The organism is Mycobacterium sp., assembly GCF_052145595.1.
Classification (GTDB): Bacteria; Actinomycetota; Actinomycetes; order Mycobacteriales; family Mycobacteriaceae; genus Mycobacterium.
In genome coordinates this window covers 1-17894 of sequence record NZ_JBKQOI010000270.1, presented here as the reverse complement: position 1 = coordinate 17894, position 17894 = coordinate 1, and the positions used below count along the sequence as shown (strand labels likewise).

Annotated in this window: 20 protein-coding genes; 13 read left to right on the top strand and 7 right to left on the bottom strand. The window is 66.9% G+C overall.

Annotated elements, in window-relative coordinates:
• The 6 genes from ACLP4W_RS23405 to ACLP4W_RS23380 all read left to right on the top strand — a co-directional run.
• Positions 1-384, top strand: a 384-nt coding sequence (locus tag ACLP4W_RS23405) for a cytochrome P450 (protein WP_442389782.1), incomplete at its 5' end; no start/stop codon positions are given.
• Between the two features lie 49 nt (positions 385-433).
• Positions 434-628 (top strand): ferredoxin, encoded by a 195-nt coding sequence (locus tag ACLP4W_RS23400; RefSeq protein ID WP_442389781.1) that lies wholly within the window; start codon positions 434-436, stop codon positions 626-628.
• Between the two features lie 60 nt (positions 629-688).
• A complete protein-coding gene (locus ACLP4W_RS23395) occupies positions 689-1183 on the top strand; it encodes a hypothetical protein (RefSeq protein ID WP_442389780.1) in 495 nt (164 codons plus the stop codon).
• A gap of 61 nt (positions 1184-1244) precedes the next feature.
• The gene (locus tag ACLP4W_RS23390) at positions 1245-2435 is read left to right on the top strand and encodes an amidohydrolase family protein (protein WP_442389779.1); all 1191 of its coding nucleotides are present in this window, start codon (positions 1245-1247) and stop codon (positions 2433-2435) included.
• Between the two features lie 9 nt (positions 2436-2444).
• Entirely contained in the window at positions 2445-4178 is a 1734-nt protein-coding gene (locus ACLP4W_RS23385; protein ID WP_442389778.1) for an N-acyl-D-amino-acid deacylase family protein, read from the top strand.
• Entirely contained in the window at positions 4171-5388 is a 1218-nt protein-coding gene (locus ACLP4W_RS23380) for a cytochrome P450 (RefSeq protein WP_442389777.1), read from the top strand. The genes ACLP4W_RS23385 and ACLP4W_RS23380 overlap by 8 nt, the downstream gene beginning before the upstream one ends.
• Before the next feature lie 7 nt (positions 5389-5395).
• Here the strand turns inward: ACLP4W_RS23380 and ACLP4W_RS23375 are convergent, their stop codons facing one another.
• Genes ACLP4W_RS23375 through cobC form a run of 5 tightly spaced genes read right to left on the bottom strand, consistent with a single transcriptional unit; the run spans position 5396 to position 10048 of the window.
• On the bottom strand, positions 5396-5983 hold the full coding sequence (locus tag ACLP4W_RS23375; protein WP_442389776.1) for a TetR-like C-terminal domain-containing protein: 588 nt from the start codon (positions 5981-5983) through the stop codon (positions 5396-5398).
• Between the two features lie 18 nt (positions 5984-6001).
• The gene (locus ACLP4W_RS23370; protein WP_442389775.1) at positions 6002-7126 is read right to left on the bottom strand and encodes a bifunctional RNase H/acid phosphatase; all 1125 of its coding nucleotides are present in this window, start codon (positions 7124-7126) and stop codon (positions 6002-6004) included.
• Complete coding sequence (locus tag ACLP4W_RS23365; protein WP_442389774.1) at positions 7123-7860, bottom strand: zinc ribbon domain-containing protein; 738 nt, start codon at positions 7858-7860, stop codon at positions 7123-7125. The genes ACLP4W_RS23370 and ACLP4W_RS23365 overlap by 4 nt, the downstream gene beginning before the upstream one ends.
• The gene (locus ACLP4W_RS23360) at positions 7857-9005 is read right to left on the bottom strand and encodes a Nif3-like dinuclear metal center hexameric protein (RefSeq protein ID WP_442389773.1); all 1149 of its coding nucleotides are present in this window, start codon (positions 9003-9005) and stop codon (positions 7857-7859) included. The genes ACLP4W_RS23365 and ACLP4W_RS23360 overlap by 4 nt, the downstream gene beginning before the upstream one ends.
• Positions 9002-10048, bottom strand: a complete 1047-nt coding sequence (gene cobC / locus ACLP4W_RS23355; protein WP_442389772.1) for an Rv2231c family pyridoxal phosphate-dependent protein CobC — start codon at positions 10046-10048, stop codon at positions 9002-9004. Before cobC ends, ACLP4W_RS23360 begins: the two co-directional genes overlap by 4 nt.
• Before the next feature lie 171 nt (positions 10049-10219).
• Between cobC and ACLP4W_RS23350 the strand changes: the two genes are divergently transcribed.
• The 5 genes from ACLP4W_RS23350 to ACLP4W_RS23330 are packed head-to-tail and all read left to right on the top strand — an operon-like array spanning position 10220 to position 13051.
• Positions 10220-10594: a fumarylacetoacetate hydrolase family protein gene (locus tag ACLP4W_RS23350; RefSeq protein WP_442389771.1), complete on the top strand. Its 375-nt coding sequence runs from the start codon at positions 10220-10222 to the stop codon at positions 10592-10594.
• Positions 10552-11007 (top strand): fumarylacetoacetate hydrolase family protein, encoded by a 456-nt coding sequence (locus tag ACLP4W_RS23345; protein WP_442389770.1) that lies wholly within the window; start codon positions 10552-10554, stop codon positions 11005-11007. Before ACLP4W_RS23350 ends, ACLP4W_RS23345 begins: the two co-directional genes overlap by 43 nt.
• Before the next feature lie 46 nt (positions 11008-11053).
• Positions 11054-11716, top strand: coding sequence for an HAD-IA family hydrolase (locus tag ACLP4W_RS23340; RefSeq protein ID WP_442389769.1), 663 nt, complete (start codon positions 11054-11056; stop codon positions 11714-11716).
• The gene (locus tag ACLP4W_RS23335) at positions 11709-12200 is read left to right on the top strand and encodes a low molecular weight protein-tyrosine-phosphatase (RefSeq protein ID WP_442389768.1); all 492 of its coding nucleotides are present in this window, start codon (positions 11709-11711) and stop codon (positions 12198-12200) included. Before ACLP4W_RS23340 ends, ACLP4W_RS23335 begins: the two co-directional genes overlap by 8 nt.
• Positions 12200-13051 (top strand): SURF1 family cytochrome oxidase biogenesis protein, encoded by an 852-nt coding sequence (locus ACLP4W_RS23330; RefSeq protein WP_442389767.1) that lies wholly within the window; start codon positions 12200-12202, stop codon positions 13049-13051. Before ACLP4W_RS23335 ends, ACLP4W_RS23330 begins: the two co-directional genes overlap by 1 nt.
• Here ACLP4W_RS23330 and ACLP4W_RS23325 read toward each other — a convergent pair.
• Positions 13033-13974: a cobalamin biosynthesis protein gene (locus ACLP4W_RS23325; RefSeq protein WP_442389766.1), complete on the bottom strand. Its 942-nt coding sequence runs from the start codon at positions 13972-13974 to the stop codon at positions 13033-13035. The two genes, ACLP4W_RS23330 and ACLP4W_RS23325, sit on opposite strands and share 19 nt — an antisense overlap.
• Positions 13975-14037: 63 nt before the next feature.
• Between ACLP4W_RS23325 and ACLP4W_RS23320 the strand changes: the two genes are divergently transcribed.
• Complete coding sequence (locus ACLP4W_RS23320; protein ID WP_442389783.1) at positions 14038-14853, top strand: oxygenase MpaB family protein; 816 nt, start codon at positions 14038-14040, stop codon at positions 14851-14853.
• Positions 14854-14934: 81 nt separating this feature from the next.
• Here the strand turns inward: ACLP4W_RS23320 and ACLP4W_RS23315 are convergent, their stop codons facing one another.
• The gene (locus ACLP4W_RS23315) at positions 14935-16053 is read right to left on the bottom strand and encodes an epoxide hydrolase family protein (protein ID WP_442389765.1); all 1119 of its coding nucleotides are present in this window, start codon (positions 16051-16053) and stop codon (positions 14935-14937) included.
• A gap of 1393 nt (positions 16054-17446) precedes the next feature.
• On the opposite strand from ACLP4W_RS23315, the gene ACLP4W_RS23310 reads away from it, so the two are divergent.
• The coding region (locus ACLP4W_RS23310) for a PE family protein (protein ID WP_442389764.1) at positions 17447-17894 on the top strand (448 nt) is incomplete at its 3' end.

Sequence of the window (17894 nt, the reverse complement as noted above, 5' to 3'; positions counted from 1 at the left end):
GCCATCGAGGAGTTGTTGCGTTGGGAGACACCGGTGCCCGGCGTCGTACGGGTCGCCATGGACGACGTCGTGGTGGGTGGCTGCCCGATCAGCAAGGGGGAGCGGGTCAGCCCGCTGCTGGGCGCGGCGAACACCGACCCCGCCGAGTTCCCCGACCCCGAGCTGGTGGACTTCCGACGCAACCCGAACCGGCACCGCGCCTTCGGCGGGGGTCCGCACCGCTGCCTGGGTTCGCACCTGGCCCGCATGGAGCTGCGGGTAGCGTTGCGCGAATTCCACCGGCGCATCCCCGATTACGAGATCAAGCCCGGCACCGAGCTGAGCTACACCGCCGCACTGCGGTCGGTGGAATCGCTGCCGTTGACCTTCCCGGTGGCCACGTGAGTCGCGCCGGCGACGATGCAGAGCGAAGCGATGAGGAGGAGCGGCGCTGATGACACAAGTCTGTGTGGACGCAGACCGCTGTGAGGGGCACGGGCGCTGCTACACGTTGGCGCCGAAGATCTTCGATGCCGACGACGTCGGGCACGCGGTCGTGCTGGTCGAGAACGTCTCCGGTGAGCTTGAGGCGCAGGCCGCGGACGCCGAGCAAAACTGCCCGGAGCAGGCAATCACGCTGTCTCGCTGAATATCTATGTGCAGACCCCAGAATGGCTTATGACTTGGCGCACGACTCTCAGGCCGCGCAATGACCACCCTGCGGCGGATCAACGTCCCGGCGAGTGAGTGGCGCGTTGAAGACATCAGTGCAGTGCGCAGTGTTCTGACCGATGTTGGTGCTGATCCCGAACTGGCCCGAGACTGGCGCGGATCGGTTGTCCTGACCTTCGCAGAGGTTCCGGAAAGTCATCCTTATGTGAATCCGTCGATCGCCGCCTTCTTACAAAGTTTGTATGCGGAGTTCCCGCATCTCTTGTACTTCTTGAATCCCGATCTGGCCAACGGTGGGCCTGACAGCTTCTTCGCGTCAATCGGCGCGCTCTGCGAAAACGCGCTCGGAGTGTGGATCATGTGGACCGATGATGTCGCAACGGCGTTCTACGGAGCACTCGCCGCGGCTGCCGAGTTTGCGATCAATCAAGCCGATGACTGGGTCGACGTTGTCGAGGGCTACGAGTACGACAAAACCCAAACGAGATTTTCGGAAATACGCGCGATTCTCATCAGTCGTGGAGTCATATAGACGTGAGCCGATCGCATTCATAGCGTTGACAGCCGCCGAAAACCGACGATAGTCGTCAGGTATGGCGCTGCTGCCGGACCCCGCTCCCCGCGAGCGGCAGCACGTGCTGATCTCCGTCGACGACCACGTCATCGAGCCACCCGACATGTTCGACGGCCGGCTGCCTCCCGCGCTGGCCGACCGGGCGCCACGGATTGTTGAGACCGACGACGGCCGGCAGGTCTGGCGTTACGAGGACCGCGACTACCCGAACATCGGGCTCAACGCGGTGATCGGGCGTCCGCGCGACGAGTGGAGCATGGAGGCCGCCCGCTTCGACGAGATGCGGCGCGGCTGCTGGGACATCAAGGCCCGGATCGCTGACATGGACCTGGCCGGGATCTGGGCGTCGCTGAATTTCCCCTCGCTGATCGCGGGATTCGCCGGGACCGTGTTCTGGAAGAGCGACGATCCGGAGCTGGGGCTCGCCGTGCTGCGGGCCTGGAACGACTGGCATCTCGAGGTGTGGGCCGGCAGCTTCCCCGAGCGCATCATTCCGCTGCAACTGCCGTGGCTGGCCGATCCGCAGCTGGCGACCGAAGAGCTGCGCCGCAACGCCGCACGCGGTTTCAAGGCGGTGAGCTTCCCGGAGCTACCTGCCCAGTGTGGGATTCCGAGTCTGCACAGCCGAGCGTGGGACCCGTTCTTTGCCGCCTGCGAGGAGACGGACACCGTCGTGTGCCTGCACACCGGATCCGCCCAGTGGGCGCCGATTCCCGCGCCGGACACCCCGTTCGAGACCATCACGACCTTGTTTCCGGCAAACGGTCTGGTGGCCTGCGCCGACATGCTGTGGTCGGGCATCCCAGTCCGCTTCCCGCGACTGAACATCGCCATGTCCGAGGCTGGGCTGGGCTGGGTGGCAATGCTGGCGGATCGGGCGGATTATGTTCTCGCACACTCTGCTTCGGGCCGGGATGGCGGATCCTGGAAGGGTGATCTGCGGCCCAGCGAAGTGCTGCGGCGCAACTTCTGGTTCTGCTCGATCGACGACCCGCACGCATCCGGCGCGCTGGACGCGGTCGGGGCCGACCGCATCCTCGTCGAGAGCGACTATCCGCACGCCGACTCCACCTGGCCGGACACCCAACAGGTCGTGGCGCGCAACGTCGCCGGCCTGTCGGCGGAGGACGCGGCCCGGATCACCCACCGCAATGCGGCGCAGCTGTTCCGCCACCCACTGCCGGACGACGGGTGGCTGGCCACAGCGTAGGAGGCCTTAATGCTCGACCTGCTCATCCGCGACGCCGAGATCGTCGACGGCACCGGCGCACCCGCTAGCCATGGCGATGTCGGCGTCAGTAACGGACGCATTGTGTCGGTCGGCCAGGTGGGTCGGGTCGACGAGCCGGCCGCGAAGACCGTTGACGCCCAAGGGCAGACGCTGGCGCCGGGCTTCGTCGACCTGCACACGCACTACGATGCGCAGCTGTTCTGGGACCCGACCGCGAGCCCGTCGGTGCAGCATGGGGTCACCACGGTCTTCGGCGGCAACTGCGGCTTCACGCTGGCACCCGCGGCATCCGACCAACACGACTACCTCACCCGGATGCTCGCGCGGGTGGAAGGGATGCCGCTCGACGCGCTGCGGGCCGGCCTCGACTGGGGATGGGCATCATTCGGCGACTGGCTCGACCGCCTCGACGGCCGCATCGCTGTCAATGCCGGCTTCCTGGTTGGCCATTCGGCACTCCGCCTGGCGGCGATGGGCAGCGACGCCATCGGCGGTGGCGCGACGCAAAAGCAGTTAGAGCGGATGGTCGCGCTGCTTCACGACGCACTGGACGCCGGTGCGCTCGGGCTGTCAACGTCGCAGTCGCCGACCCACAACGACGGCGCCGGCCAGCCGGTGCCGTCCCGCAGCGCGTCGCGCGAGGAACTGGTGGCGCTGGCGGCCACCGTGCGCGACCATCCGGGCACCACGCTCGAAGCGATCATTCCCGGCTGCCTATCGGGCTTCACCGACGACGACATCGCGCTGCTCACCGACATGTCCGTCGCCGCCGACCGGCCGCTGAACTGGAACCTGCTGGGCGTCTCGGCGGCCAACCCGGACGGCCACCGGCGGCAGTTGCGTGCCTTCGAGGTCGCCGCCGAACGCGGTGGCCGGGTGGTGGCGCTCACCTTGCCGCAAGCCATGAAGATCCGGCTCTCATTCCTGTCCGGATTCGTGCTCGACGGGCTGCCCGGCTGGCGGGACACCATGCATCTGCCGGTGCCCGAGCGGCTGACCGCGCTCGCCGACCCGGAGGTGCGTCGCCGCCTCGCCGAAGGTGCCGCCTCCAAAGAGGCGGGCATGCTGCGCGGCCTGGCGCAATGGGATCGGCTGATCATCGTCGAGACATTCGCCACCGAGAACGCCGACGCCACCGGCCGCAGCGTCGGCGAGGTCGCCGCCGCCCGCGGCGGCGAGCCATTCGACACGCTGTTGAACATCGTGATCGCCGACGAGCTGCGCACCGGGCTCAGCCCACGGCTGACCGGCGACGATGCGGCCGACTGGCGGATGCGCGCGCAGGTGTGGCGTCACCCGGGTGCGGTGATCGGCGGCTCGGACGCCGGCGCCCACCTCGACATGATGTGCGGCGCGATCTACACGACCTCGCTGCTCGGCCGCGGCGTCCGCGAGCACCAGGTGGTGACGCTCGAGGAAGCCGTCCGATTGATCACCGACGTGCCGGCCCGGTTCTACGGGCTGGCCGAACGCGGTCGGATCGCGCCCGGCTGGCACGCCGATCTGGTGATGTTCGACCCGGCGACCATCGACCACGGGCCCGAGCGCACCCGCTACGACCTTCCCTCGGGTGCGCCGCGGTTGGTCGCCGACGCGTACGGGATCAGCTCGGTGCTGGTCGGTGGTGTCGAGGTGTGCCGCGACGGCGCCGCCACCGGGGCCCTGCCCGGCACCGTGTTGCGGTCGGGCCGTGACACGCGGACGGTGTCGGCTCGTGGCTGACCTGGCCACCGGCGAATTCGACCCGGCCGAATTGCAGGGCGGGCTGCTCATGCAGGTCGAAAATGTGCACGAGCGGCTGCGCGAGGCGCGAGCCAAACACCGGGTGATGCACGGAAATCCGTTCGCCGAGATCAGCTCCGGGCAGGTTGGCGACCTCGGGGTGACAGTGCTCGGATACGACGAGTGCCAGACGGTGCTCACCCACCCGGACACCTTCTCCTCCTCGATTTACGACCAGATCATGGGCCCGGTGATGGGGCGCACCCTGCTCGAACTCGAGGGACCCGAGCATCGCGCCAGCCGTGCGCTGGTGTCGCCGTCGTTCCGCACGGCGCTGCTCGAGCGGTGGCGCGGTGAGCTAGTCGAGGTGGTGGTCCATGAGCTCATCGACCGGTTCGCGCCACGCGGACGAGCCGAGCTGGCCCGCGAGTTCACCTTCGCATTTCCGGTCCAGGTCATCGCCCGGATCATGGGCCTGACACGGGAGGATTACCTGCGCTTCCAGCGGCTGTCGATCGAGTTGCTCAATGTGGTCTACGACTGGGATCGCGGGATCGCCGCGTCCGCCTCGCTGAAGGCCTACTTCACCGAGGCCCTCGCCGCACGGCGCCGGAACCCGCAGGACGACCTGATCAGCACGCTGGCGGAATCCGAGATCGACGGCGCGCGCCTGACCGACGACGAGATCTTCGCGTTCTTGCTGCTGATCCTGCCCGCCGGGGTGGAGACGACCTACCGTGCCTCGGGCAACCTACTGGTCGCCCTCCTCACCGAGCCGGCGCTGCTGGACGCGTTGCGCGCGGATCGCAGCATGCTCCGCGGCGCCTTCGAGGAGGCGCTGCGCTGGGAGCCGCCGATCACGACGGTGGTGCGACGGGCGGTCCGCGACTGCGAGCTCGGCGGGGTCGCGATCCCGGCGGGAACGAACGTCAGCGTCAGCGTCGCGGCCGCCAACCGGGACCCGATGCGTTACCCGGACCCCGACCGCTTCGATCCCACCCGCAAGAACATCGCCCACCTGACGTTCGGCGGCGGCCCGCACCTGTGCCTGGGCATGCACCTGGCACGAATGGAGGCGACGGTGGCGCTCAACGCGCTGCTCGACCGGCTGCCCGACCTGCGGCTGGACCCGAACGCTCCCGCGCCGCATGTCATGGGGGTGGCGTTCCGCTCACCGGCGGCGTTGCCCGTCGAGTTCAGCCCGGCTTGAGCCGTACCTATTTGCGGAGCGCATGCCACGCCAGGTCGGCAATGGCCGCGCAGTAGTCGTCGTCGACACCGGCGTCAGAGTAAATAACACGAACGTAGAGCGGCGCCAGGACGATCTGCACGGCAGCCAGTGTGTTCACGCCCTCGCGCAATTCGCCACGCTCCCCGGCCCGATCCACGACCGCGCGCACGGCAGCGAAATGCGCCCGCCAAAACCTCATTCGGGTGTCTTCGTCGTGATACTCATGACGATCCAAGACCAGCGCCCGCAGTAAAGTGCGGCCGACCTCGGAATTGATGCGATCGGTCACCCTGCGCGCTAAAGCCAGTAGGTCGCCGCGCAACGAGCCGGTGTCCGTCAACGAACTCAACGCCTCGACATCGGCGAGAACCGCATCGAAGATTAGCCCTTGGCGGCCGCCCCAGTACCGGTAGACCATCGCCGCATCGAGGTGGTGACGCCCCGCCAAGGCCTCGATGCTGAACCGCTCGACGCCCCAACGGGCCAACTCGTCGAGCACCGCCGGCATCACCCGCGCCCGGACATCCTCAGGTACAGCGCTTCGAGATTCATCGTCTGGTTGAGACGGCGGCATGTTGTCTCCTTAACCGTGCTAAAGATACCCGGTTTGGTTCACCAGCCGCACCGAAGACGCACCGTCGGAATAGAACTCGGCGATGCTCAACGACGCCAGGTCAAGGTGCAGCCGGTACAGAATGCCCGGACCGGTGTCCAGCGCCAGCCGCAGCAGCGTCTTGATCGGCGTCACATGCGACACCACCAGCACGGTCGTGCCCTCGTGAGCGGCGATGATCCGTCCGCGTGCCCTCAGCACCCGGTCGAGCACCGAGTCGAAGCTCTCACCGCCCGGTGGCGTGGTGCTGGTATCGCGCAGCCAGCGTCGGTGCAGCTCCGGATCGTGCTGGGCGGCCTCGTTGAACGTCAACCCCTCCCAGGCGCCGAAATCGGTCTCGATCAAGTCGTCGTCGACGGTGACATCCAGGCCAAGGGCCTTGGCGGCCGTCGCCGCGGTGTCATAGGCCCGTTGCAGTGGCGAGGAGAACACCGCGGCGATCCCGCCGCGTTGCGCCAAGTACCGCGCCGCAGCCCTCGCCTGCTGCCGGCCCACGTCGGTCAGCGCAGGGTTGCCGCGTCCCGAATAGCGGCGCTGCGCTGACAACTCGGTCTGCCCGTGACGAAGCAGCAGCAGCCTGGTCGCCGTACCGCGCGCGCCCGTCCAGCCCGGCGCTGCGTGGGGTTGCATCGCAACGGTTTTCGCCGACTCGGCAACGGCCGGCGCGGGTACATCCGCTTCCGAGGCCGGGTCATCCACACCGGCCGCGGCGTCCATCGCCTCGTTGGCCAACCCATCGGCGTACGAGTTGCGATCCCGGGGAATCCACGTGTAGCTGATCCGGTCGAACCGTGACGCGAGCTTCCGCGCCTGGGCGTGGAGCTCGACCAGGTCGGGGTGCTTGACCTTCCACCGCCCGGACATCTGCTCCACCAGCAGCTTGGAATCCAGGAAGACCGCGGCCTCGGTGGCACCCAGTTGTAGGGCCTCGTCCAAACCGGCAATCAGTCCTCGGTATTCGGCGACATTGTTCGTGGCCCGGCCGACGGCCTGTTTGGCCTCCGCCAGCACGGTCGAGTGGTCCGCGTTCCAAACCACCGCGCCGTATCCGGCCGGTCCGGGGTTGCCCCGCGACCCGCCGTCGGCCTCGATGACGACTTTCACTTATCGAATCCCTTGACCCGCAACAGGATTGCGCCACACTCCGGGCATCGCACCAGTTCGTCTTCGGCGGCGGCCGAGATGCGGGACAGTTCCCCGCGGCCGATTTCGATTCGGCAGGCGCCGCACCGGTGTCCCAGCAATGGCCCAGCGCCCGGCCCTCCCCCGGCGCGCTGTCGTTCGTAAATGGCGGACAGGGCGGGATCCAGCGTCGCGGTCAGCGTGTCACGTCGCGACGAATGTTCAACGCGGGCCTGATCGATTTCGGCGAGTGCGGCGTCGAGGGCCTGGCGGGCGCTGGCCATCTCGGACTCCAGCGTCTCGACCGTCCCCTGCTCGGCAGCCAGCTCGGCCTGCAGTTCCTCGCGGCTCTCCATCACATCCAGCAGGGAATCTTCCAGGCTGGTTTGACGGCGAAGCAGGGTCTCCAGCTCGTGCTGGAGATCCGACAGTTGCTTGGCGTCGATTGCACCCGATTTGAGCAACGATCGGTCGCGGTCTTCGCGCTGGCGCACCGCCTCGATTTCCGACTCGAATCGCGACGCTTGAGCGTTTAGATCTTCCAGCGCAATTCGAACCGCGCCCAGTCGGTCACCGGCCTCGTTGTATTCGGCCTGCATACGCTGATAGGCCTCTTGCTGCGGCAGATGGGTGGCCCGGTGCGCGATACGGGACAGCTCGGCGTCGAGCTTCGACAACTCTAGTAGCGAAAGTTGCTGTGTTACTTCAGCTTTCATGACCGAACTCTTCCGTTGTCGTTGCCGAGATACTCGACATTCCAAGGGTCGGTGCGGATTGTGCACACCCGCACGGGTAGCGCCGCACCGAAACGGGACCGCAGAATATCGGCGGCCTGCTCGCACCATGGGAATTCGCTTGCCCAGTGCGCGACGTCGACCAGGGCCACGTTCGACGCCCGGCGATGCTCGTCGGCCGGGTGGTGCCGCAGATCGGCCGTGACATAGGCCTGCACGTCCGCGCCGGCCGCGGCGGCCAGCAACGAGTCCCCGGCGCCGCCGCAGACGGCGACCCGCGACACCGGAAGGTCGGGATCCCCCGCCGCCCGCACACCCCAGGACGTCCGCGGCAGCGCGGCGCTGACGCGGGAGACGAAGGTGCGCAGCGGTTCGGGGTGTGCCAGCGTGCCGATGCGGCCCAAGCCGGCGTCGCCGGGCGGGGGCACCAGCGCGAAGATGTCGAACGCCGGCTCTTCGTAGGGATGGGCGGCGCGCATCGCCGCCAAGACACCGCTCCGCGCCCGCGCCGGCGCGACGACCTCGAACCGGTCCTCGGCCACCCGCTCCACGGTGCCGACGCTGCCCACCGCCGGCGACGCCCCTTCCTGCGGCAGGAACTGCCCGATACCGCTGACGCTCCAGCTGCAGTGCGAATAGTCGCCGATGTGGCCGGCGCCGGCCGCAAAGACGGCCGCCTGCACCGCTTCTGCGTTCTCACGCGGCACGTAGACGACCCACTTGTCGAGATCGGCAGCAGCCGTCAGTGGCTCGAGCACGGCCTCGACGGTGAGGCCAACAGCGTGGGCCAGCGCGTCGGACACACCCGGTGACGCCGAGTCGGCGTTGGTGTGCGCGGTGAACAGTGAACGCCCGGTCCGAATCAAGCGGTGCACGAGTGCACCCTTGGGCGTGCTGGCCGCCACCGTATCGACCCCGCGCAACAGCAACGGGTGATGCGCGAGCAACAGCCCGTTTTCGGGAATTTCGTCGACGACCGCCGGCGTCGCATCGACCGCAACGGTCACCGAGTCCAGCACGTCGTCGGGATCGCCGCACACCAGGCCGACCGAATCCCACGGTTGGGCAAGCCGCGGCGGGTAGGCCTCGTCCAGAACTTCGACGACGTCGGCCAGCCGCACGCTCACCGGTAGCTCCCGTCGATCGTCATCTCCGAGATGGCCTCGACCAGCAGCGGCCACTCCCGGCGCACCGCCGCCCGCAGATACCGCCCGTCCAAGCCGACGAACGTATCACACCGACGAATGGCAATCCCCTTGTTGTGCAGGCCGTTTCGTATCCGCTCGCCATCGCGCCTGCTGAACAACACGAACGGGGCCCGGCCATCGACCACGTCGGCGCCCACCGATCGCAGGCCGGCCGCCATCTCGGCGCGCGAAGCCGCCAACCGGATCGCATCGGCCGCCGCGTCGGCGACGGCCTGCGGGCGACAACAGGCCTCGATGGCCGTCAGTTGCAGCGTTCCCACCGGCCAGTGGGCGCGCTGTGCGGTCAACCGCGCCAGCAACTCCGGCGAGCCCAGGGCGTAGCCCACCCGCAGTCCGGCCAAAGACCACGTCTTCGTCAGGCTGCGCAGCACCAGCACATCGGGCAGCGAGTCGCCGGCCAGCGATGCCGGCTCGCCGGGAACCGAATCCGCGAACGCCTCGTCGACCACCAGAATCCGCCCGGGCCGGCGCAACGCGAGCAACCGCTCGCGGGTGTGCAACACCGAGGTGGGGTTGGTCGGATTGCCCACCACGACGAGGTCGGCGCCGGCGGGAACGTCCACGCCGTCCAGGCCGAACGGCGGCTTCAGAACGACGTGGTGCACGGGCACCCCGGCCGCGGTCAGGGCCACCGCCGGCTCGGTGAACGAGGGCGCAATTATCACCGCCCGCGCCGGACGCAGGTTGGGTAATAGGGCGAACCCTTCCGCGGCCCCGGCCAGCGCCAGGACCTCATCGCGTGGTCGGCCGTGCCGCTCGGCGACCGCATCTTGCGACCGGTGCACGTCGTCGACGCTCGGGTAGCGTCCTAGATCCGGCAGCCGCGCGACCAACCGCTGGACCAGCCAGTCCGGCGGCTGTGCATGACGGACGTTGACGGCGAAATCCAGCATCCCGGGCGCGACGGCCTGATCACCGTGGTAGCGGGCCGCCGCAGGCGGGCTCGGGTGCAGAGTCGCCATCCGTGAAACACTAATGGGCCGCCTCACAGACAATCACTCGACCGCTGCATTAGCGCCACGGCTCCCCCGTAACCCGCTACACCACAAACAGACCAGCGCGACACCTAGGATTGCGATCGTGCAGGTGAGCCAACCCAGCCAGAAGTCAGCGAAACGGATTCGAAATGAAGCTTGAAGCGCGGATCCCGCACTGGCAACCATGATCGATCTCTTGGAGCGGGGTCCCCACGAGGCAGCGTCCGTCAACTCCTCGTTGGCGCCGCGCTTGCCGCTGTCAAGCGTGAAGCTTGCCCCGCCGGTGCCTCGCCCGCCAAGTTCTTGGCGATCGGCTACAACAATCCTCAACATCTCGAAGAAACGAACACCCCCCGGCCGACTCGGCAGGTTTGGTTCAACAAGCAGCAGAGCTGCATCGTCGGTCCAGGCGACGGCGTCTGGATTCCCAGGATCGCTCCTGATGAGATCGACTACGAAGGCGAGCTGGCGATGGTGATAGGGCGACGGTGCAAGTACGTCCCGAACGAGAGCCGGCGGTCCTCGATGTGATTGCCGGGTTCACGATCGTCAACGACGTGAGCGTTCGCGATTGGCAAGCACTCGAACCCGGGATGGTCGTGAGCAAGTCCTTCGACACTCACGGTCCGATCGGGCCTTGGATCGTGACTCCTGACGAAATCGGGGACCCGTTGGACCTCGGACTGCGCACCTATGTCAACGACGACCTCCGGCAGGACGGACGAACCGGGGACATGATATTCGACATCTACGAACAGGTGTCCTACCTCTCCAGCGCCTTCACCGTTGAAGTCGGTGACGTCCTGTCGACCGGCACCCCCAGCGGTATTGCCTGGCGTAGACCCGGCATGTACCTGAAGCCAGGCGATATCGTGCGGGTCGAGATCGACAAGATCGGGACCCTGGAGAACCCCGTGATCGCAGAGCCCGGTCCCGGGGATTGACCCGACCAGAAGTTTGCACAGCGATCCCATCACCGACAATGGATTTGTGACAGGCACAGTCTCGGCGCCGCAGCTGGTGATCTTCGATCTCGACGGCACCCTTACCGACTCCGCGGCGGGGATCGTGGCCAGCTTCCTGCATGCGCTCGGCCATATCGGTGCCCCGGTGCCCGAGGGCGACCTGGCCGCCCACATCGTTGGCCCGCCGATGGACGACACCTTCCGGGCGATGGAGCTCGGCGACGATACCGACGAGGCGATCGCGGCCTTCCGGGCCGAGTACGGCACCCGCGGCTGGGCGATGAACACCATCTTCGACGGGATCGCGCCGCTGCTGGCCGATCTGCGTGCCGCCGGTGTCCGGCTGGCTGTGGCCACCTCCAAGTTGGAGCCGACGGCGCAGCGCATCCTCGGCCATTTCGGGCTCGATCAGCATTTCGAGGTGATCGCCGGCGCGAGTCCCGACGGCTCGCGCAAAACCAAGGTCGAGGTGCTGGCGCACGCGATCGATCAGTTGCAGCCGCTGCCCGAGCGGGTGCTCATGGTCGGCGACCGCAGTCACGACGTGGACGGGGCGGCCGCTCACGGCATCGACACCGTGGTGGTCCGCTGGGGCTACGGGAAGGCCGACTTCCCGGACGGGCTGAGCCCTACCGGTGTCACGCACGTCGCGACGATCGACGAGCTGCGGGGGACGCTCGGTGTCTGATCCGCTGCACGTCACGTTCGTCTGCACCGGCAACATCTGCCGGTCGCCGATGGCCGAGAAGATGTTCGCCGACCAACTGCGGCGACGCGGTCTGAACGACGCGGTACGGGTGACCAGCGCGGGCACCGGCGACTGGCATGTCGGCAATCGCGCCGACGACCGGGCAACCCGGGTCCTGCGTGCCCACGGCTACCCCACCGCCCACTCCGCTGCACAGCTCGACGCCGACCACCTGGCGGCCGATCTGGTGGTGGCCTTGGGCCGCAACCATGTTCGGATGTTGCGGCAGCTGGGTGTCGAGGACGACCGGATTCGGATGCTGCGATCATTCGACCCGCGCTCGGGCGCCTACGCCCTCGATGTCGAGGACCCCTACTACGGAGACGCGCAAGACTTCGAGGAGGTTTTCACCGTCATCGAGGCGGCCTTGCCGGGCCTGCATGACTGGGTCGACGAGCGACTCGCACAGAACGGATACGATTGATGCGCCGCTTGGCGTTTTTGCTGCGGCCGGGCTGGATAGCGCTGGCGCTGGTCGTTGTCGCCTTCACTTACCTGTGCTTCATGGTGCTCGCGCCCTGGCAATTGGGAAAGAACACCAGGACGTCGCGGGAGAACCATCAAATCGACTATTCCCTCAACACTCCGCCGGTGCCACTGAAAACCCTATTACCACAGCAGGATTCGTCAGCTACGAGCGACCAGTGGCGTCGGGTGACGGCAACCGGGCATTACCTGCCGGACGTTCAGGTGCTGGCCCGGTTGCGGGTTGTCGAGGGACATCCGGTGTTCGAGGTGCTGGCACCGTTCGTCGTCGACGACGGGCCCACCGTGCTGGTCAACCGCGGCTATGTGCGGCCGGAGGAGGGGTCTCATGTCCCTCCGATCCCCCGCCCGCCAGCGGAGACGGTGACCATAACAGCACGGCTGCGAGACTCCGAACCCATCGCGATGGGCAAGGATCCGTTTGTCAGAGACGGTGTCCAGCAAGTCTATTCGATCAGCACCGAGCAGGTCGCGACGTTGACCAAAGTCCCGCTGGCCGGGTCCTATCTGCAGTTGGTCGACAACCAGCCCGGCGGGGTGGGAGTGATCGGCATACCCCGCCTGGACGCCGGACCGTTTCTGTCCTATGGCATCCAGTGGATTGCGTTCGGCATCCTCGCGCCGATCGGATTGGGGTATTTCGCTTACTCCGAGCTCCGTGCCCGCCGCCAGGAAAAGCGACAAGCGCCGGCCCCTGAAAACCCCGAAAACCCCGAGACCCCTGAAACTCCGGCGGCTCCGATGACCGTCGAGGAGAAGCTCGCCGACCGCTACGGCCGTCGGAAGTAGGCCAGCGCGACCAGCAAGGCGGCCGCTAGCTGCACCGCACGCGACAGCACCACAGCGCGGCGCAGGTCGGCGACGCCCGCCGGCCGGCCGTCACCGAGGGTGGGCCGGATCTGCAGCTCATGGTGGTACTGGGTGGGTCCGCCCAGCCGAACACCAAGCGCCCCGGCGAATGCCGCCTCGACCACACCGGCGTTGGGGCTGGGATGCCGGGCGGCATCGCGGCGCCAGGCCCGCACCGCACCAGACGGTGATCCGCCGACAATCGGTGCGCACACCATCACCAGCGCCGCGGTCGCCCGGGCGGCGACATAGTTGGCCAAGTCGTCCAATCGTGCTGCGGCCCAACCGAATCGGAGATAACGCGGAGAGCGATGGCCGATCATAGAATCCAGCGTGTTGATGCCGCGGTACGCCAGCACCGCGGGCACCCCACCCACAGTCGCCCACAGCAGCGGCGCCACTTGGGCGTCGGAGGTGTTCTCCGCGACCGATTCCAGCGCAGCGCGCGTCAGGCCCGCGCCGTCCAGCCGCGCCGGATCGCGCCCGCACAGCGACGGCAGCAGCCGTCGCGCGGCCTCGACGTCGCCGCGCTCCAGCAGCTCCGACATCTCCAGGCCGGTGCGCGCCAACGAGGTTCCGCCCAGCGATATCCAGGTGGCCGTGGCGGTGGCCGCAACCGAGCACAGCCGGCCCCGGTGCGTGGCCGCCGACTGGACGGCCGTGCCCAACGTGGTCACCGCGGCGACCATCAATCCGGCATGCACCGCGCCGGCGATCCTGCTGTCGCGGTGGCTGACCCGCTCCAATTTCGCGGCCGCTTGACCGAACAGCGCAACCGGATGACCCCGTTGCGGGTCGCGCAATACGAGGTCGGCCAGGTAGCCGGCCAGTATGCCGACGATCCGGGCCCTCGTCGCGAACACTCCGGCAGCGTCTCATACGTGGTCTACGCTCACACTTATGAGGCCATGCGGCGGATATCCGCGGTGACGCGGCCCGCGACCCGGATCGCCGACCTGCTCAACCCCGCGGCGATGTTGTTGCCCGCCGCGAACGTGATCATGCAGCTGTCGTTGCCGGGTGTGGGTTATGGCGTGCTGGAAAGCCCGGTGGACAGCGGCAATGTGTACAAGCATCCGTTCAAGCGGGCCCGGACCACCGGCACCTACCTGGCGGTCGCGACCATCGGGACCGAGTCCGACCGGGCCTTGATCCGCGACGCCGTGGACGTCGCGCACCGACAGGTGCGGTCCACGCCGTCTAGCCCGGTCTCCTACAACGCGTTCGACCCCAAGCTGCAGCTGTGGGTCGCCGCGTGTCTGTACCGCTATTTCGTTGACCAGCACGAGTTTTTGCACGGCCCACTGGATGACGCCACCGCCGATGCCGTCTATCGCGACGCCAAACGGTTGGGTACCACATTGCAGGTGCCGGAGCGCACATGGCCGCCGGACGGGGTCGCGTTCGACGAGTACTGGAAGCGCTCCCTCGACGAGCTGCGCATCGACCCTCCGGTGCGAGAGCATCTGCGCGGGGTGGCGTCGGTGGCGTTTCTGCCGTGGCCGTTGCGGTCGCTGGCGGGGCCGCTCAACCTGTTCGCGACGACGGGGTTCTTGGCCCCCGAGTTTCGGGCCTTGATGCAGCTGGACTGGTCGGAGAGTCAGCAGCGCCGGTTCGAATGGCTGCTCGCGGCCCTACGGCTGGCCGACCGGCTGATTCCACACCGGTTGTGGATCTTCGGGTATCAGCTTTACTTGTGGGACATGCGATTTCGCGCCCGACTGGGCAGACGGATCGTCTAGGACGCGCTTCTCGCCGAGCGTGAGACCGGCGACGCGGATTCGGCATGTCGCGTCGCCAGATTCACTCTGGGCGAGGACGTCTCAGCGCACCGTCGCGAAGAACGCGCGGACGTCGTCGACGAACAGCTCCGGCTGTTCGAACGCGGCGAAGTGCCCGCCGCGCGGCATCTTTGTCCAGTGCGTGATGTTGTAGACCGGCTCGCACCACGACCGCGGCGCGCCAAGCACCTCCCCGGGGAAAGCGGCAATGCCGGTGGGCAATTCGACGCGGTCCAGCTGCCCCCAGACCCCGAAGCTCTCCCAGTAAAGGCGCGCCGACGAAGCGCCGGAGCCGGTCACCCAATACACCATCACGTTGTCGAGAAGCTCATCGCGGGTGAGCACGTTCTCCGGATTCCCGTCGCAATCCATCCACGCCCAGAACTTTTCGACGATCCAGGCCAGTTGCCCCACCGGCGAATCGACCAACCCATAGCCCAATGTCTGCGGACGGGTGGACTGCTGCTTGGAATAGCCGGTGCCCCACTTTCGGTGATGGGCCAGCGCGGCCAGGGCCTGTTTCTCTTCCGCGGTCGGATTGGCCATGGCTTCGGCTGTCGGCCGCCCTATCGGCATATTCAGATGGATTGCCGCGCAGTGGCCGCCGTTTCTGCCTATCTGTGTGGTCACGGCCGCGCCCCAGTCGCCGCCCTGGGCGCCGTAGCGGTCGTAGCCAAGGCGCAGCATCAGCGTCTCCCAGGCCCCGGCGATCTTTTCGACGCCCCATCCGGTGTGAGTGGGCTTGCCGGAGAAGCCGTACCCGGGAAGTGACGGGCATACGACATCGAAGGCGTCTTCGGCGCAGCCGGACGCCGGATTCGTCAGCGGCTCAATGACCTTGTGAAATTCCACTATTGAGCCCGGCCAACCATGAGTGATCACCAGCGGGAACGCGTCCTGGTGGGGTGACCGCTGATGGATGAAATGAATATCCAGCCCGTCGATTTCGGTGACGGCCTGATCAAAGCGATTGAGCGCGGCCTCGCGAGACCGCCAGTCGTATTTGTTGGCCCAATAGTCGGCCAGCTCGCGGGTGTACGCCAACGGGATGCCTTGGCTCCAGTCGTCCACGCATTCGGCTTCTGGCCAACGGGCATGCGCCAGACGCGATCGCAGGTCTTGCAGGACGTCGTCGGAAACGTCAATCCGAAACGGCTTCACGGGGTTTACCATTCGTCATCGTCGAAGCGGGGCTTCGGGCCCTTACGCGGCGATCCGCGCCGGTGTTCACGTCCCCGAGACTGCCACACCAACTCCCGCGGCGGCCACAGCGGCCGCCAGCCGGCTTGAATAGGCCATGTAACTGCGCGAATAGCCATTCAAACCTCGGTGGGCGCGGACGGCATTGGGTTGGTCCTGCCATTGGCTGCCGATGGACTACCGATGGCCTCCGCCGCCACGGCAATCCTCGCGAATTGATCGGCGGACGTGAATATCGCCGGAAAAGCTTACGACGGGCATTACCAGCGCTCCAGCGCTCGCGGTCGGACTACAGCGATTGCGATTCAAAGCGTCACCACTACCGGAGACCGCACGGAGCCCCAGCCTGCTGCCGCTTGGGTTTTGTCTGGTTGGTTTATCCAAGGGCACTTGTGGCAATGCTCAATTTTGTTGGCGGGTATTCCCCTGCGCTGCTCTTTGGCCATAGCCGGCATGCCTTCCGGCGCTGCAGAGACACAGCGTTGTAAGCGCTGTCTGTGCTAGTAACAACCGGCCTAGCCAAGCCAGCGGAAGACGAAACGTCGGGAGCGATGTAATCGCCGTAATTATCCATCGTCAAGGCAAAGGTGCTGTGGCCCGTTGATCTAGATGCGTCTTAAAATCTGCGGGTGGGTTAGCTGACAGCAGATTCACCGCCACACGGCGCCTGAGGTTGTGAAATCTGGCCGGTGACACTGACAATGCCGCCGGGGCGGGTTGCACGTACGCGTTGGCGCAGTCGACGGGGCTGTCCAGTCGTGGCTGCCGCCAGCATCGCGGGTATCGCGGCCTGAGTCTTTTGCAGCCATCGTCGTTGACCGACGCAGTGACAATGGTGACTTTGGGTTCGCTGACAATTCTCGTGAGTGCTCGCCAGGGTAGCCGTGCAAATCGTCAGCCGGTCGGCTCTCCAAGGCAGAACACCCACGCTTTCCGCTGTCTTGGGCACGCCAACAGTCCAGCGAGGGTGAGAATCGCCGAAGTCACCCGAGACCTCAGCACTTGCAGTGTTTTGATGCTTGACTTTCGCGCGTTCCATGCGTATAGCGCCGGCGGTGTGCCGGGCAATGTCGGACGGGGTCAGATCCCCTATTTGGATCCTCGCCAGATTCGCAGCCCCGCCGGCTCGGCGGCTCGCAAAACTGTGTAGGCGCAGAACGTCAGCGCCACCGCATAAACAGGCGAACGCCGTTTTCGACATAGTTCGATAACGCACAGATCCGGGTCGGCGACAGCGGAACCAGAATTTTGACTGAAATGGTGGAATTTACTGCCGTGACCGCGATACGCTTCTGTCGTTTTGACTGTCATTGGTGACCAAATAGGCGATAGCCGAACTGTCGGGGGGTGCGGAATGTCGTTTGTGATGGCAACGCCGGAGATGCTGGCAACGGCGGCGACGGGTGCGGCGGGCATCGGGTCGACGATCAGCGCGGCCAACGCGGCCGCGGCGGCCCCCACCACCGCGGTGCTGGCTGCGGCCGCCGATGAGGTGTCGGCCGCGATCGCGGACTTGTTCGGCACGCACGGCCAGGCATATCAGGCACTCAGCGCCCAGGCGGCGGCGTTTCACAGCCAGTTCGTCCAGGCGCTCAATTCCGGTGCGGGGGCGTACGCGGCCGCCGAGGCCGCCAGCGCCTCACCGCTGCAGGCCCTGCAGCAGGATGTGCTGGGCGTGATCAACGCACCCACCGAGGCGCTAGTGGGGCGCCCGCTGATCGGCAACGGCGCCAACGGGCAGACCGTTAACGGTGTGGGGCAGCCCGGCGGGCGCGGCGGGATCTTGTTCGGCAGCGGCGGTC

What these genes read in the sequence shown, in the direction of transcription:
- ACLP4W_RS23400 (WP_442389781.1), top strand. Translation starts at nt 434, where the DNA reads ATGACACAAGTCTGTGTGGACGCAGACCGCTGTGAGGGGCACGGGCGC.
- ACLP4W_RS23395 (WP_442389780.1), top strand. Translation starts at nt 689, where the DNA reads ATGACCACCCTGCGGCGGATCAACGTCCCGGCGAGTGAGTGGCGCGTT.
- ACLP4W_RS23390 (WP_442389779.1), top strand. Translation starts at nt 1,245, where the DNA reads ATGGCGCTGCTGCCGGACCCCGCTCCCCGCGAGCGGCAGCACGTGCTG.
- ACLP4W_RS23385 (WP_442389778.1), top strand. Translation starts at nt 2,445, where the DNA reads ATGCTCGACCTGCTCATCCGCGACGCCGAGATCGTCGACGGCACCGGC.
- ACLP4W_RS23375 (WP_442389776.1), bottom strand. Translation starts at nt 5,983, where the DNA reads ATGCCGCCGTCTCAACCAGACGATGAATCTCGAAGCGCTGTACCTGAG.
- ACLP4W_RS23365 (WP_442389774.1), bottom strand. Translation starts at nt 7,860, where the DNA reads ATGAAAGCTGAAGTAACACAGCAACTTTCGCTACTAGAGTTGTCGAAG.
- cobC (WP_442389772.1), bottom strand. Translation starts at nt 10,048, where the DNA reads ATGGCGACTCTGCACCCGAGCCCGCCTGCGGCGGCCCGCTACCACGGT.
- ACLP4W_RS23330 (WP_442389767.1), top strand. Translation starts at nt 12,200, where the DNA reads ATGCGCCGCTTGGCGTTTTTGCTGCGGCCGGGCTGGATAGCGCTGGCG.